Origin of the sequence: Acrocarpospora phusangensis, from assembly GCF_016862995.1 — a bacterium.
In the GTDB taxonomy this organism is placed as follows: Bacteria; Actinomycetota; Actinomycetes; order Streptosporangiales; family Streptosporangiaceae; genus Acrocarpospora; species Acrocarpospora phusangensis.
Genome location: NZ_BOOA01000025.1, coordinates 38,438 through 50,655 on the forward strand (window position 1 = coordinate 38,438; position 12,218 = coordinate 50,655).

The 12,218-nt window shown below is 73.5% G+C and carries 13 protein-coding genes; 10 read left to right on the forward strand and 3 right to left on the reverse strand.

All coding sequences use genetic code 11. The annotated features are described in order from the left end of the window. Positions 1-20: 20 nt before the first annotated feature. Positions 21-1,616: an IclR family transcriptional regulator domain-containing protein gene (locus tag Aph01nite_RS42455; protein ID WP_204041829.1), complete on the reverse strand. Its 1,596-nt coding sequence runs from the start codon at positions 1,614-1,616 to the stop codon at positions 21-23. A gap of 85 nt (positions 1,617-1,701) precedes the next feature. Here Aph01nite_RS42455 and Aph01nite_RS16820 point away from each other — a divergent pair, with 85 nt between their 5' ends. Genes Aph01nite_RS16820 through Aph01nite_RS16850 form a run of 7 tightly spaced genes read left to right on the forward strand, consistent with a single transcriptional unit; the run spans position 1,702 to position 8,178 of the window. Continuing rightward, positions 1,702-2,511 carry a CoA transferase subunit A gene (locus tag Aph01nite_RS16820; RefSeq protein WP_204041830.1) on the forward strand — a complete coding sequence of 270 codons (810 nt, stop codon included), beginning with the start codon at positions 1,702-1,704 and terminating at the stop codon, positions 2,509-2,511. 20 nt (positions 2,512-2,531) lie between these two features. Beyond that, positions 2,532-3,269: a CoA-transferase subunit beta gene (locus Aph01nite_RS16825; protein WP_204041904.1), complete on the forward strand. Its 738-nt coding sequence runs from the start codon at positions 2,532-2,534 to the stop codon at positions 3,267-3,269. Further along, entirely contained in the window at positions 3,262-4,023 is a 762-nt protein-coding gene (pcaH, locus tag Aph01nite_RS16830; RefSeq protein ID WP_204041831.1) for a protocatechuate 3,4-dioxygenase subunit beta, read from the forward strand. The genes Aph01nite_RS16825 and pcaH overlap by 8 nt, the downstream gene beginning before the upstream one ends. Further along, positions 4,020-4,583, forward strand: coding sequence for a protocatechuate 3,4-dioxygenase subunit alpha (gene pcaG / locus Aph01nite_RS16835; RefSeq protein ID WP_204041832.1), 564 nt, complete (start codon positions 4,020-4,022; stop codon positions 4,581-4,583). Before pcaH ends, pcaG begins: the two co-directional genes overlap by 4 nt. Continuing rightward, positions 4,570-5,922 carry a 3-carboxy-cis,cis-muconate cycloisomerase gene (gene pcaB, locus Aph01nite_RS16840; protein ID WP_239161755.1) on the forward strand — a complete coding sequence of 451 codons (1,353 nt, stop codon included), beginning with the start codon at positions 4,570-4,572 and terminating at the stop codon, positions 5,920-5,922. Before pcaG ends, pcaB begins: the two co-directional genes overlap by 14 nt. Then, positions 5,915-7,030 carry a bifunctional 3-oxoadipate enol-lactonase/4-carboxymuconolactone decarboxylase PcaDC gene (gene pcaDC / locus Aph01nite_RS16845; RefSeq protein WP_204041833.1) on the forward strand — a complete coding sequence of 372 codons (1,116 nt, stop codon included), beginning with the start codon at positions 5,915-5,917 and terminating at the stop codon, positions 7,028-7,030. The genes pcaB and pcaDC overlap by 8 nt, the downstream gene beginning before the upstream one ends. Further along, the gene (locus Aph01nite_RS16850) at positions 7,030-8,178 is read left to right on the forward strand and encodes a 4-hydroxybenzoate 3-monooxygenase (RefSeq protein ID WP_204041834.1); all 1,149 of its coding nucleotides are present in this window, start codon (positions 7,030-7,032) and stop codon (positions 8,176-8,178) included. Before pcaDC ends, Aph01nite_RS16850 begins: the two co-directional genes overlap by 1 nt. Positions 8,179-8,205: 27 nt before the next feature. Here the strand turns inward: Aph01nite_RS16850 and Aph01nite_RS16855 are convergent, their stop codons facing one another. After that, entirely contained in the window at positions 8,206-8,985 is a 780-nt protein-coding gene (locus Aph01nite_RS16855) for a class I SAM-dependent methyltransferase (RefSeq protein WP_204041835.1), read from the reverse strand. Between the two features lie 78 nt (positions 8,986-9,063). Between Aph01nite_RS16855 and Aph01nite_RS16860 the strand changes: the two genes are divergently transcribed. After that, positions 9,064-9,618 (forward strand): CGNR zinc finger domain-containing protein, encoded by a 555-nt coding sequence (locus Aph01nite_RS16860; protein ID WP_204041836.1) that lies wholly within the window; start codon positions 9,064-9,066, stop codon positions 9,616-9,618. A 69-nt stretch (positions 9,619-9,687) separates the two neighbouring features. Continuing rightward, complete coding sequence (locus tag Aph01nite_RS16865; protein WP_204041837.1) at positions 9,688-10,632, forward strand: Ppx/GppA family phosphatase; 945 nt, start codon at positions 9,688-9,690, stop codon at positions 10,630-10,632. Positions 10,633-10,671: 39 nt separating this feature from the next. Here Aph01nite_RS16865 and Aph01nite_RS16870 read toward each other — a convergent pair whose 3' ends face one another. Next, the gene (locus Aph01nite_RS16870) at positions 10,672-11,865 is read right to left on the reverse strand and encodes an RNA-guided endonuclease InsQ/TnpB family protein (protein WP_204041838.1); all 1,194 of its coding nucleotides are present in this window, start codon (positions 11,863-11,865) and stop codon (positions 10,672-10,674) included. A 179-nt stretch (positions 11,866-12,044) separates the two neighbouring features. Here Aph01nite_RS16870 and Aph01nite_RS16875 point away from each other — a divergent pair, with 179 nt between their 5' ends. Next, positions 12,045-12,215 carry a hypothetical protein gene (locus Aph01nite_RS16875; protein WP_204041839.1) on the forward strand — a complete coding sequence of 57 codons (171 nt, stop codon included), beginning with the start codon at positions 12,045-12,047 and terminating at the stop codon, positions 12,213-12,215. The last annotated feature ends 3 nt before the right edge of the window (positions 12,216-12,218 follow it).

Consider the following 12,218-nt stretch of genomic DNA (forward strand, 5'->3'; position numbering starts at 1 on the left):
CGCTCATTACCCCGGCCGCGTCAGGGCATGCGCAGCGCCGCCCGTTCCGTCATGACGGCCAGGTCGGCCTCGATCCTGGCGGCCGTCGCGCTCAGCGCGGGGAGCAGCACCGCGCAGGTCGCCTCCGCGGAGCGCCGGGCCACGTGGGTGGCCACGTTGATCGCCGCGATCGCCCGGCCGGCCGCGTCCCGTACGGGCACCGCGATCGAGCGCAGCCCCTCCTCCAGCTCCTCGTCCACCAGCGCGTACCCGGCGGCGGCGACCTCGGCCAGGACCGCGTCCAGGTCCGTACGGGTCCGCCGGGTGAGCGGCCGGGGCGGCGTGCGGGCGAGCAGGCCGGACTGCTCGGCCGGGCCGAGATCGGCGAGCAGCACCCGCCCCATCGACGTCGCGTACGCCGGCAGGCGGCTCCCCACCGTGATGTCCACGCTCATGATCCGGTACGCCGGGACCCGGGCGACGTACCGGATGTCGGTCCCGTCCAGGACGGCCATGGACACCGATTCCCGGATCTCCTCCATCAACCCGGCCAGATGCGGCTGCACCACCTCGCCGAAGCCCATCGACGACAGCCGCGCGTAGCCCAGCTCCAGCACCCGGGGCCGGGCCGCGAACCGCCTGCCCTCCTGCCCGGCGTACCCGAGGTCGGCCAGGGTGAGCAGGGCGCGGCGGGCGGTGGCCCGGGGCAGCCCGGTGGCCTCGGCCGCCTCCGACAGGGTCAGGCCGCCGCGCGCCCGCCCCAGGCTCGCCAGCACCGCGAGCCCGCGCGCCAGCGACTGCAGGTACTCCGCCCCCACCTCGTCCTTCACCCGCCGGGAGGGGTCGGCCGCGGCGGCGCGCGGGCACGCCGCCTCCGGGGTGTCGTCGAGCACGAGCGCCTCCGCGCGCAGCCGCGGCAGCACCCGCGCGGCGAGGGAGGCGACCGTGTGCCTGCTGGTGTGGCTGACCACGCTGACCGCGCAGACCGGCCGCCCGCGCGCGTCCGGCACCGGGACCGCGACCGCGATCAGGCCGGGCTCGATGAGCTGGTCGTCCTCCGCCCAGCCGCCGCCCGCCAGGCGCGCCCGCCGCCGGAAGCCCTGCTCCGCCGCCGGATCCCGCGGCACGGCGGTGGCCAGGCCGTTCGCGTTCCGCCAGCGCGCCCAGTCCCCGGCCGTCCAGTCCGCGGCGAACAGGGCGCCGGGGGCGCAGCGCTCCGCCGGGAGCAGGTCGCCGATGCGGAAGGCCAGGGACATGGTCCGCCGCCGGGTGATCTGGGTGACGAAGCGCACGCCGGGACCGTCCGGCACGGCCACCGAGACGGACTCGTCGAACTCGTCGGCCAGGCGCCGGGCCACCGGCCCCAGGGCCTCCGGGATGCCGCTCCCGGCCAGGTACGCGTTGCCGAGCTCCATCAGGCGGGGCGCGAGCCGTACCGACCGGTCCCGCTCGCGGACGTAGCCGAGCCGGACCAGGGTGGCCAGCACCCGGTCCACCGTCGAGCGGGCCAGCCCGGTACGGCGGGTCAGGTCGCTGGGCCGGATGTCGTGCGCGTCGGCGGCGTCGGCCATCTCCGCCATGGCGCGCAGGACCGCCAGGCCGCGTTCCAGCGGTCCGACTCGGCCCTCCTGCGTCATTGACATCCGTCCTGTCCCGGGGGGAGACTCCTGTGCGTCATCAATTATGAACATAAGTTCATCAGGCGAACAGGGTTGAGGGGACATGGCGGAAATCCTGAGCCTGCGGGAGGCGGTCGCCGCCCTCGTCCGCCCCGGGGACACGGTGGCGATGGAGGGGTTCACGCATCTGATCCCGTTCGCCGCCGCGCACGAGGTGATCCGGCAGGGCCTGACCGACCTGACCCTGGTCCGGATGACCCCCGACGTGATCTACGACCAGCTGATCGGGATGGGCGCGGCCCGCAAGCTGGTCTTCTCCTGGGGCGGCAACCCGGGGGTCGGCTCGCTGCACCGGTTCCGCGACGCGGTCGAGAACGGCTGGCCGCGCCCGCTCGAACTCGACGAGCACAGTCACGCCGGCATGGCCAACCGCTACGTGGCCGGGGCGTCCCGGCTGCCGTTCGCGGTGCTGCGCGGCTACCGGGGCAGCGACCTGCCGTCCCGTTCGGACACGATCTCGACCGTGCGCTGCCCGTTCACCGGCGAGGAGCTGGCCGCCGTGGCCGCGGTCAACCCCGACGTGACCGTGATCCACGCCCAGCGGGCCGACCGGGCCGGGAACGTGCAGCTGTGGGGCCTGGTCGGGGTGCAGAAGGAGGCCGCCCTGGCCGCCGAGCGGGTGCTGGTGACGGTCGAGGAGGTCGTGGACGAGCTCGACCCCCGGCCGGGCGCGATCGTGCTGCCGTCCTGGTCGGTGCACGCGGTCGCGGTCGCCCCCGACGGCGCCCACCCGTCGTACACGGCCGGGTACAGCGTGCGCGACAACGACTTCTACCAAGCCTGGGACCCCATCTCCAGGGACCGGGACACCTTCCTGGCGTGGATGCGCGCCCACGTGCTGGAGGCGGCGTGACCTGGACGTCCGACGAGCTGATGACCGTCAACGCGGCGCGGGCCCTGGCCGGGGCGCGCACCTGCTTCGTCGGGATCGGCCTGCCCAGCGCCGCCGCCAACCTGGCCCGCCGCACCATCGAGCCCGGGCTCGTGCTGATCTACGAGTCCGGCACGCTCGGCTCCAAGCCGGCCCGGCTGCCGCTGTCCATCGGCGACGGCGAGCTGGCCGACACCGCCGACGCGGTCGTCTCGGTCCCGGAGATCTTCAACTACTGGCTCCAGGCCGGGCGCATCGACGTCGGCTTCCTCGGCGCCGCCCAGGTCGACCGGTACGGCAACATCAACACCACCGTGATCGACCGCGGCCCCGGCCGCCCCGAGGGACGGCTGCCCGGCGCCGGGGGAGCCCCCGAGATCGCGGCCAGCTGCGGCAAGGTCCTCATGGTGCTCCGCCACTCCCGCCGCAACCTGGTCGAGCGCCTCGACTTCGTCACCACCGTCGGCCACGGCTCGGGACCCGGGGACCGGGCCAGGCTCGGCCTGCCCGGCGCGGGGCCGGTCGCCGTCATCACCGACCTCGGCGTGCTCCGCCCGGACCCCGAGACGGCCGAACTCGTCCTCACCGAGCTGCACCCTGGCGTGACGGCGGAGCAGGCCCGCGAGGCCACCGGCTGGAAACTCCGGGTCGCCCCCGACCCCGGCGTGACCCGGCCGCCCGCCCCCGCCGAACTCGCCGCCCTACGCGAACTATCCGATCGAGGAGCCGCAGATGCCTGACAGCCAGGCCGACATAGACCGCGAGATCGCCGACATCGCCACCGCCGTGGCGAAGGCGGTCGCCGGGGGAGAGCCGGAGCCCGAGCACGTCTCGCGCGACTACCGGCCCTACCGCAGCAGCGTGCTCCGCCACCCGCACCACCCGCTGATCCTCACCGCGGAGGCCGACACCGAGCTGCGCGGCCCCGTCTTCGGCGTCACCGACGTGACCGAGCTCGACCGCGACCTCACCCGCCACCACCTGGGCGAACCCCTCGGCGAGCGGATCACCGTGAGCGGCCGGGTGCTGGACAGGGACGGCAGGCCGGTGCGCGGCCAGCTGGTCGAGGTCTGGCAGGCCAACGCCGCCGGCCGGTACGCCCACCACCGCGACCAGCACCCCGCCCCGCTGGACCCCAACTTCACCGGCACCGGGCGCTGCCTCACCGACGGCGAGGGCCGCTACTCCTTCACCACCATCAAGCCCGGCGCGTACCCTTGGCGCAACCACACCAACGCCTGGCGGCCCGCCCACATCCACTTCTCCGTCTTCGGCACCGCCTTCACCCAGCGGCTGGTCACCCAGATGTACTTCCCCGGGGATCCGCTCTTCCGGTACGACCCGATCTTCAACTCGGTGACCGGCGAGGCCGCCAGGCAGCGCATGATCGCCCAGTACGACCACGACCAGTCCAGCCCGGAGTGGTCGCTCGGCTACCGGTGGGACATCGTGCTGGACGGCCCCGCGGCGACCTGGATGGAGGAAGGCCGGTGAAGCCCACACCCTCGCAGACGGTCGGTCCCTTCTTCGGGTACGCGCTGCCGTACGCGGGCGGGGGAGACCTCGCCCCCGCCGGGCACCCGGACACCGTGGTCGTCCACGGCCACGTGTACGACGGCGCCGGCGACCCCGTCCCGGACGCGCTGCTGGAGTTCTGGCAGGCCGACCCGGACGGCGGGCTGGACGGGCTGCCGGGCTCGATGCGCCGCGACCACGTGGACGGCTCGTTCCCCGGCCGGGACGGCGTACGGTTCACCGGTTTCGCCCGGGTCGCGACCGACGCCGACGGCCACTGGGCGATCCGTACGCTGCCGCCGGGGGCCACCGGGCCGGGGCGGGCGCCGTACATCGCGGTGTGCGTGTTCGCGCGCGGGCTGCTCCAGCACCTGTACACGCGCGTCTACTTCGAGGACGGCGCGGCGGACCCGCTGCTGGCGTCGCTCGACCCGGCCAGGCGCGCCACCCTGGTGGCCGGGGCCGAGCCCGGCGGCGCGCGCCGCTTCGACATCCGCCTGCAAGGGGATCGGGAGACGGTCTTCCTTGAATTCCGATGACCTGACGTTCGACACCGGGCTGCTCGCGCCGATCTGGGCGGGCAGCCCGGCCGAGGCCGCCACCGGCGACCTCGCGTTCCTGCGCGCGATGCTCGACGCGGAGGTGGCCCTGGCGCGGGCCCAGGCGGCCGAAGGGCTGATCTCCGCCGGCGCGGTCAAGGACGTCACGACGGCCGCCGACGCGCTGGCCCGGGAGGGCACCCGGACCCTCGCGCTCCTGGCCAGGTCCGGCGGCAACCCGGTGATCCCGCTGGTCAAAGCCCTGACCAAGCACGCTCCCGAGGTCCACCTGGGCGCGACGAGCCAGGACATCATGGACACCGCGTTCATGCTCGTGGCCGCGCGCACCCGGGCCGTCGTCACCGCCGACCTGGACCGTACGGCCGTCGCGCTGGCCCGGCTGGCGGCCGCCCACCGGGACACGCCCATGGCGGGCCGTACCCTCACGCAGCACGCGGTGCCGACCACCTTCGGGCTGAAGGCGGCGGGCTGGCGGGAGCTGGTCCTGGACGCCCGCGACCGGCTGAACGCGGTCGTCCTCCCCGTCCAGCTGGGCGGGGCCGCCGGGACCATGGCCGCGTTCGAGGCCCTCGTCCCGCGGGTGGACGAGCGGCGGCTGCTCGCCGGGTTCGCCGCGCAGCTCGGGCTGGCCGAGCCCCGGCTGCCCTGGCACACCCTGCGCACCCCCGTCGCCGACCTCGCGGCGGCGCTCGCCTTCGTCACCGGGGCGCTCGGCAAGATGGCCGCCGACGTGCTGGTGCTGTCCCGTACCGAGATCGCCGAAGTGGCCGAGGGCACGGGCGGCGGGTCGTCGGCGCTGCCGCACAAGCGCAACCCCGTCGGCGCGACCCTGATCGCCGCCTCCGCCAGGTCCGCGCCCGCGCTGGCGGCGGTCCTGTTCGGCTCGCTCGCCGCCGAGGACGAGCGCCCGTCGGGCGCGTGGCACGCCGAGTGGTCGCCGCTGCGCGACCTGCTCCGCCACGCCGGCGGCTCGGCCGCCCACGCCGCCGTCCTCGCCGAAGGGCTGCGGGTGGACGCCGGGCGCATGCGCGCCAACCTGGACCTGACCGGGGGCCTGATCGTGGCCGAACGGCTGACCGCCGTGCTGACCCCGGCGATCGGCCGCCGCGAGGCCCGCCACCTGATGGAACGCGCCTCCCTGCGGGTCGCCGCCGACGGGATCTCCCTCCGGCAGGCCGTGCTCAGGGAGACCGGCCCCGGCGACCTCGACCTCACCGACCTGGACGAGCTCTGCGACCCCGCCACCTACCTGGGCTCCGCCGCGGCCCTGACCGACCAGGCGCTCACCCGCCGACCGGCAGGCGATCACGATGCCTGAGGGAGTACGGCTGCTCCACCACGTCGCCGACGGCCCCGCCGGCGCTCCCGCGCTGATCCTCGGGCCCTCGCTCGGCACGTCGCTGGCCGTCTGGGAGCCGCAGGCGGCCGCGCTGGCCCGCCATTTCCGGGTCGTCCGGTTCGACCTGCCCGGGCACGGGGGGTCCGCCGCCGTGCCGCTCTCCTCCATGGGCGACCTGGCCGGGCGCGTGCTCGACCTGGCCGGCGCGCTGGGCGTCGAGCGCTTCCACTACGCCGGGATCTCCCTCGGCGGCGCGATCGGCGCCTGGCTGGCCGCCCACCACCCCGGCCGGATCGAGTCCCTCGCCCTGCTCTGCTCGGCCGCGCGATTCGGCGAGCCGGAAGCCTGGCGGGACCGGGCCGCCCTGGTCCGCGCCGAGGGCACCGGACCGCTCGCCTCGGCGGCGCTCGGCCGCTGGTTCACCGAGGAGGGCGCCCGTACGCCCGCGGCCCAGCGGCTGGCCGCCGACCTGGCCGCCGCCGACCCCGACGGGTACGCGGACTGCTGCGACGCCCTGGCCGGCTACGACCTGCGCGGCCACCTCGCCCGCATCACCGCGCCCACCCTCGTCGTCGCCGGCCGGGACGACCCCGCCACCCCGCCCGCCGTCGCCCGCGAACTCGCCGACGGCATCCCCGGCGCGGCCCTGGCGGAGATCCCGCGCGCCGCCCACCTGGCCAACGTGGAACGCCCCGAGGCCGTGCTGGCCGCCCTGCGCGGGCACCTGCCCGTCCCGGACGGCATGACCGTACGGCGGGCCGTGCTCGGCGACGAGCACGTGGACCGGGCCGTCGCCGCCACCACCGGCTTCACCGCCGACTTCCAGGACTTCATCACCCGCTACGCCTGGGGCGAGATCTGGACCCGGCCGGGCCTGGACCGCCGTACCCGCAGCTGCATCACCCTCACCGCGCTCGTCGCGGGCGGCCACCTGGAGGAGCTGGCCATGCACGTACGGGCCGCCGTCCGCAACGGCCTCACCCCGGACGAGATCAAGGAAGTGCTGCTGCAGACCGCCGTCTACTGCGGGGTGCCCGCCGCCAACGCCGCCTTCGCCGTCGCGCAGCGCACCCTTGGGAGGACCTGATGTTCGCCACCGTCGCCATCATCGGAGCCGGCCCCGCCGGGCTGCTGCTGGCCAGAATGCTGCACAACGCCGGGATCGACTCGGTCGTGCTGGAACACCGCGACCGCGCGTACGTGGAGCACCGGCAGCGCGCCGGCATGCTGGAGCAGGGCACGGTCGACGCGCTGCGCGCCTGCGGGGCCGGGGCGCGGCTGGACCGGGAGGGCCTGGTCCACCACGGCATCGAGCTCCGCTTCGACCGCCGGAGCCACCACCTGGACTTCCCGGACCTGACCGGCGGGCGCAGCGTGATGATCTACGCGCAGACCGAGATCGTGAAGGACCTGGTCGAGCTCCAGCTGGCCGAGGGCGGGCCGCTGATCTTCGAGGCGCAGGCCGTCGGCATCGAGCCCGGCGTGGTCACCTTCGTCAAGGACGGCGTCGAGGAGAAGCTGGGCTTCGACTTCGTGGTCGGCTGCGACGGCTTCCACGGCATCTCCCGCGCCGCCATCCCCGACGCCCGCACGTACGAGCGGGAGTACCCCTACTCCTGGCTGGGCATCCTCGCCGACGTGGCGCCCTCCTGCGAGGAGCTCATCTACGCCCACTCCGAGCGCGGTTTCGCCCTGCACAGCATGCGGTCGCCGACGGTCAGCCGCCTCTACCTCCAGGTGCCCAACGACACCGACACCGACGACTGGCCCGACGACCGCATCTGGGACGAGCTGGACGCGCGTTTCGCCGTGGACGCCGACTGGAAGCTCATGCGCGGCCCGATCTTCCAGAAGGCGGTGACGCCCATGCGGAGCTTCGTCACCGAGCCCATGCGGCACGGGCGGCTGTTCCTGGCCGGGGACGCGGCCCACATCGTGCCGCCCACCGGCGCCAAAGGGCTCAACCTGGCCATCTCCGACGTGGTCGTGCTGGCGGAGGCGCTGACGAGCTGGTTCCAGACGGGGTCGGCGGAGCTGCTCGACGCGTACTCGGACACGTGCCTGCGCCGGGTGTGGCGGGCGGAGCACTTCTCCTACTTCATGACCACCCTGCTGCACCGCGCCCCCGGCCAGACGCCGTTCGACACCCGGCTCCAGCTCTCCCAGCTGCACCGGATCGCGGACTCGCGGCACGCCGCCGCGGAACTGGCCGAGAACTACGCCGGCGTGCGCTGACTACTCGGGCTACTCGGGCTATTCGGGCTATTCGGGCTTCTCCGGCAGGAGCGCGCACAGGATGCGGTCGTTGCCGCGCTGCCAGAGCGTGCCGATCTCGGTGAAACCGGCGGCCCGAAGGGCGTCCACGTGGGTGGAGAGGCGGCCGGACTCCGAGCCGTGGTGCGCGGCCGAGGCCCTGCGCCGCTCCCGGTCCAGGTTGAGGGCCTCCAGCTCGGGGTCGGCGGACGCGGCGGCCCACCAGGACTGCCAGTCCTCCGGCCGGCCGCCGGCGAACAGCCGCTCCGCGGCCCGGGCGCCGAGGGCCGCCTCCAGCGCGTCCAGCCGAGGCGCGGTGTCGGGCACCGCGAAATGGTCGCCGTTGAGGTACATGCCGCCCGGGCCCAGCGCCCCCGCCAGCTCTGCGTAGACGTTCTTCAGCACAGGTTCGGGGAGCCAGTGCAGGGCGGTGGTGCTCACGGCCACGTCGGCCGGGCGGGGCAGGTCGAGCGCCTCCGTCCAGCCGGGCTCGCGCAGGTCCCGGTCCACGAAGCGGAGGCCGGGGAGGCTCCCGTACTCGGCCCGGCCCAGCGCCAGCAGCAGCGGATCGGTGTCCACGGCGATCACGGTGGCCGCGGGCAGGCGGCGGAGCAGGCGGGCGCTGAGCGAGCCGGGGCCGCAGCCGAGGTCGATCACGACGGGGTCGGGGCGGCCGGTCTCGACGGCGTCGACGAGAGCGGTGAAACGCTCCTCCCGGTCGGGCAGGTAGCCCTCCTGCTGGCGGTCCCAGCGTTCGATCCAGGCGTGGGCGTGGTCATGGCTCAACATCGGGCGACCCCTCGTTCGTCACTGTCGTCTATCATTTCGGCAGTCACCAAGCTAGACGGAAAGGATGTAACTGGTCAAGTGAACTTCAACAGTCACTCGGACACGGTGGTGGCCATCGCCGTGGCCCTGGTGAACGCGCTCACCCCCGGCGAACGGCGCGGCAGGCCGTACCCGGTGCCGGCGGGGGAGGAGCGGCGCGCGGCCGTCGCCGAGGCGGTGCGGGCGCGGCGGGAGGTCACCGACGCCGAGGCCGGCGAGCTCGTGGGGTGCGCGGCAGAGCTGCGCGCGGTCTTCGAGGCGGTGGCCCGGGGTGATTTGGATCACGCCGCGGGCACGCTCAACCGGCTGCTCGCCGAGACCGGGGCCAGGCCGCACCTGTCCCGGCACGACGGCGAACCCTGGCACGTGCACTTCCACGGCACGGACGGCACCTACGGCGGCGACTGGGCAGCCTCCTGCGCGACCGCCCTGGCCATCGTGGTCGGCGGCGACCTGCACGACCGCCTCGGCGTCTGCACGGCGGACCGCTGCGACCGCGTCTACGTGGACGTCTCCCGCAACGGAACGCGCCGGTTCTGCTCCACCGCGTGCCAGAACCGGGTGAAGAGCGCCGCCTTCCGGGCCCGCGGGTGAGATCGCGCCCCTGTCAAGGAGCGATAACAGCGGGATGAACGGTTATGCGCAGGCGGTAGCGTCGCAGTCATGCGACTTGGTGTCCTCGATGTCGGTTCCAACACGGTGCACCTGCTGGTGATGGACGCGCACCAGGGGGCCCGGCCGCTGCCCGCGTACTCCCACAAGGTGGAGCTGCGGCTGGCCGAGCACCTCGACGGCGACCGCATGTCGGAGCACGGCGCCGAGCAGCTGCACAACTTCGTCCGGGAGGCGCTGCGCATCGCCGAGGACAAGGGCGTGGAGGACCTCGTCGCCTTCGCCACCTCCGCCGTCAGGGACGCGGTCAACGGCGTGGAGGTGCTCGACCGGATCAAGGACGACACCCGGGTGGACATCCAGGTCCTGTCCGGCGCCGACGAGGCCCGCCTGACCTTCCTGGCCGTACGCCGCTGGTTCGGCTGGTCCTCCGGCCGCCTGCTGGTGCTCGACATCGGCGGCGGCTCCCTGGAGATCGCCTCCGGCATCGACGAGCAGCCCGACACGGCCGTCTCGCTCCCGCTCGGCGCGGGCCGCCTCACCCGCGACTGGTTCACCGCCGACCCGCCTCCCGCCGAGGAGGTACGCGCCCTGCGCCGCCACATCCGCACCGAGATCGGCCGCACCGTCGGCGGCGTCGTCCGGTACGGCAGGCCCGACCACACCGTGGCCACCTCCAAGACCTTCCGCCAGCTGGCCAGGATCGCCGGCGCCGCCCCCTCCAGCGAAGGCGCGTACGCCAAGCGCTCCCTCACCCACGAGGCCGTCACCGGCTGGACCACCCGCCTGGCCGAGATGAGCGCCGCCCAGCGCAACACCCTCCCCGGCGTCTCCATCGGCCGCGCCCCGCAGCTCCTGGCGGGCGCCCTGGTGGCCGACGCCACCATGGACCTGTTCGAGCTGCCCGCCTTAGAGCTCTGCCCCTGGGCGCTGCGCGAGGGCGTCATCCTGCGCCGCCTGGACGTACTCCCGTCCGGATCGGGGGTAAGGCTTTGACATCCTCCCCCGCTTGGATGTGGGGGATTCCAACTCGTCTCATCCTGAAGGGAGGACTCGTTGAGGTTCGCGTTTCGCAGGCCCGGCATCCCGGTCGCCTCCACGCGCGTTCACCGCATGCCCTGCGGCGATATCCCGGATGTTGCGCGCCGCGTTCACGTCCGCGTTCTCCTGATGCCCGCAGGCGACGCAGCGGAATCGAGATTGGCTCTGTCTCGACCCCGATGCGCGATGCCCGCAGGCGTTGCAGGTCTGCGACGTGAACGCGGGATTGACTTTGACGATCCGGCCCGGCGCCTTGTGCTCCAGACGCTCCACGAGCCGGCCCCAACCGGCAGACAGGATGGAGCGGTTGAGCCCGGCCTTGGCGCGGACGTTCGTTCCGGGCGCCGCCACGATGCCTCTCGCCGATCGGGTCATGTTCCCGATCTTCAGGTCTTCGACGGCGATCACATCGAAACGGCGAGCAAGATCGGTGCTGGTCTTCTCGACCCAGTCGTTGCGCCGGTCGGCCTCGCGGGCTTTCAGTTTCGCCATGGCAGCCTTCACCTTGCCGCGCCGGTTCGATCCGCGCTTGGCGCGGGCGAGTTTGCGGGCAAGCCGCAGCAGGCGGACCTTCTCGGCGTCCCGCAAGGCAGGCGCGTTCAGCAGTTCGCCGGTCGAGACGGCAGCCGACACCGCGACACCCCGGTCCACGCCGGCCACTTCGCCGGTTCCCGGCGCGGGAACCGGTTCGGGGATCACCGCGAACGCGACATGCCAGCGTCCGGCCCGGTCACGGGTGACGCGGAACGACTTCACCCCCTCCGGTACGGCACGGGACCAGCGGAAGCGCACCCAGCCGACCTTGGGGACCCTCACCTCGCCGAGGTTGCGCGACAGGCGGCGCACATCGCCCGCCCCGACCGCGACGACGCGGAACCCTTCACCCCGCCCGCGTTTCCGCCACACCGGCTTGCGGTGGCTCCCGCTGTAGAAGTTCGCCATGGCTTGCGCGAAGTCCTTGAGCGCCTGCTGCTGGACGACGATGGAGCCCGCCCGCAGCCACGCGAATTCAGCGCGCGCCTCGGTCAGCTGACGGCATTGTTCAGCGAATCCGGGCGCGGATTTCCTGCCCGGCTTCCAGAAGCCGTGCTGTTCGACGGCGAGATTCCACACATACCGCGCATGCCGGCAATGCTCCAGCAACACCGCCTCCTGGGCGGGAGTCGGAGCAAGCCGGTAGCGGGACACGGACAAAGTTTTACCGGCCGCCACTGACAGAACTCGGAGACCACAGTGCGGCGCTGTTCCGCGTTTCCCTGGAGAACGGGGTATCCACGCTGGAGGCACCTGGTGACCTGGCCGGTAGGTAAGGCATTTATCCGGTGACAGCGGGCAAGCGCTCCTAGGAACTAGATCTTGGAGGGCGGATGGCCGAGCTCGCGGGGACGCTGTTATCACTGGCGACGGTATTCGTGCTGGTGTGGCTGGCGTTACTGCTGATCTCGATCCTGTTCCTGACCGGCCTGGCGGCCTTCGCTGCCAGTATCCAGATAAAGTGGACATCGAGTATGAAACAAGGTCGTGGGGGGACATTGTGATCT

Bases quoted from the DNA above. Each gene is read 5' to 3' on its own strand.
- pcaDC (WP_204041833.1), top strand. From the start codon at position 5,915: ATGCCTGAGGGAGTACGGCTGCTCCACCACGTCGCCGACGGCCCCGCC.
- Aph01nite_RS16850 (WP_204041834.1), top strand. From the start codon at position 7,030: ATGTTCGCCACCGTCGCCATCATCGGAGCCGGCCCCGCCGGGCTGCTG.
- Aph01nite_RS16875 (WP_204041839.1), top strand. From the start codon at position 12,045: ATGGCCGAGCTCGCGGGGACGCTGTTATCACTGGCGACGGTATTCGTG.
- Aph01nite_RS16820 (WP_204041830.1), top strand. From the start codon at position 1,702: ATGGCGGAAATCCTGAGCCTGCGGGAGGCGGTCGCCGCCCTCGTCCGC.
- Aph01nite_RS42455 (WP_204041829.1), bottom strand. From the start codon at position 1,616: ATGACGCAGGAGGGCCGAGTCGGACCGCTGGAACGCGGCCTGGCGGTC.
- pcaH (WP_204041831.1), top strand. From the start codon at position 3,262: ATGCCTGACAGCCAGGCCGACATAGACCGCGAGATCGCCGACATCGCC.
- Aph01nite_RS16865 (WP_204041837.1), top strand. From the start codon at position 9,688: ATGCGACTTGGTGTCCTCGATGTCGGTTCCAACACGGTGCACCTGCTG.
- Aph01nite_RS16855 (WP_204041835.1), bottom strand. From the start codon at position 8,985: ATGTTGAGCCATGACCACGCCCACGCCTGGATCGAACGCTGGGACCGC.
- Aph01nite_RS16825 (WP_204041904.1), top strand. From the start codon at position 2,532: ATGACCGTCAACGCGGCGCGGGCCCTGGCCGGGGCGCGCACCTGCTTC.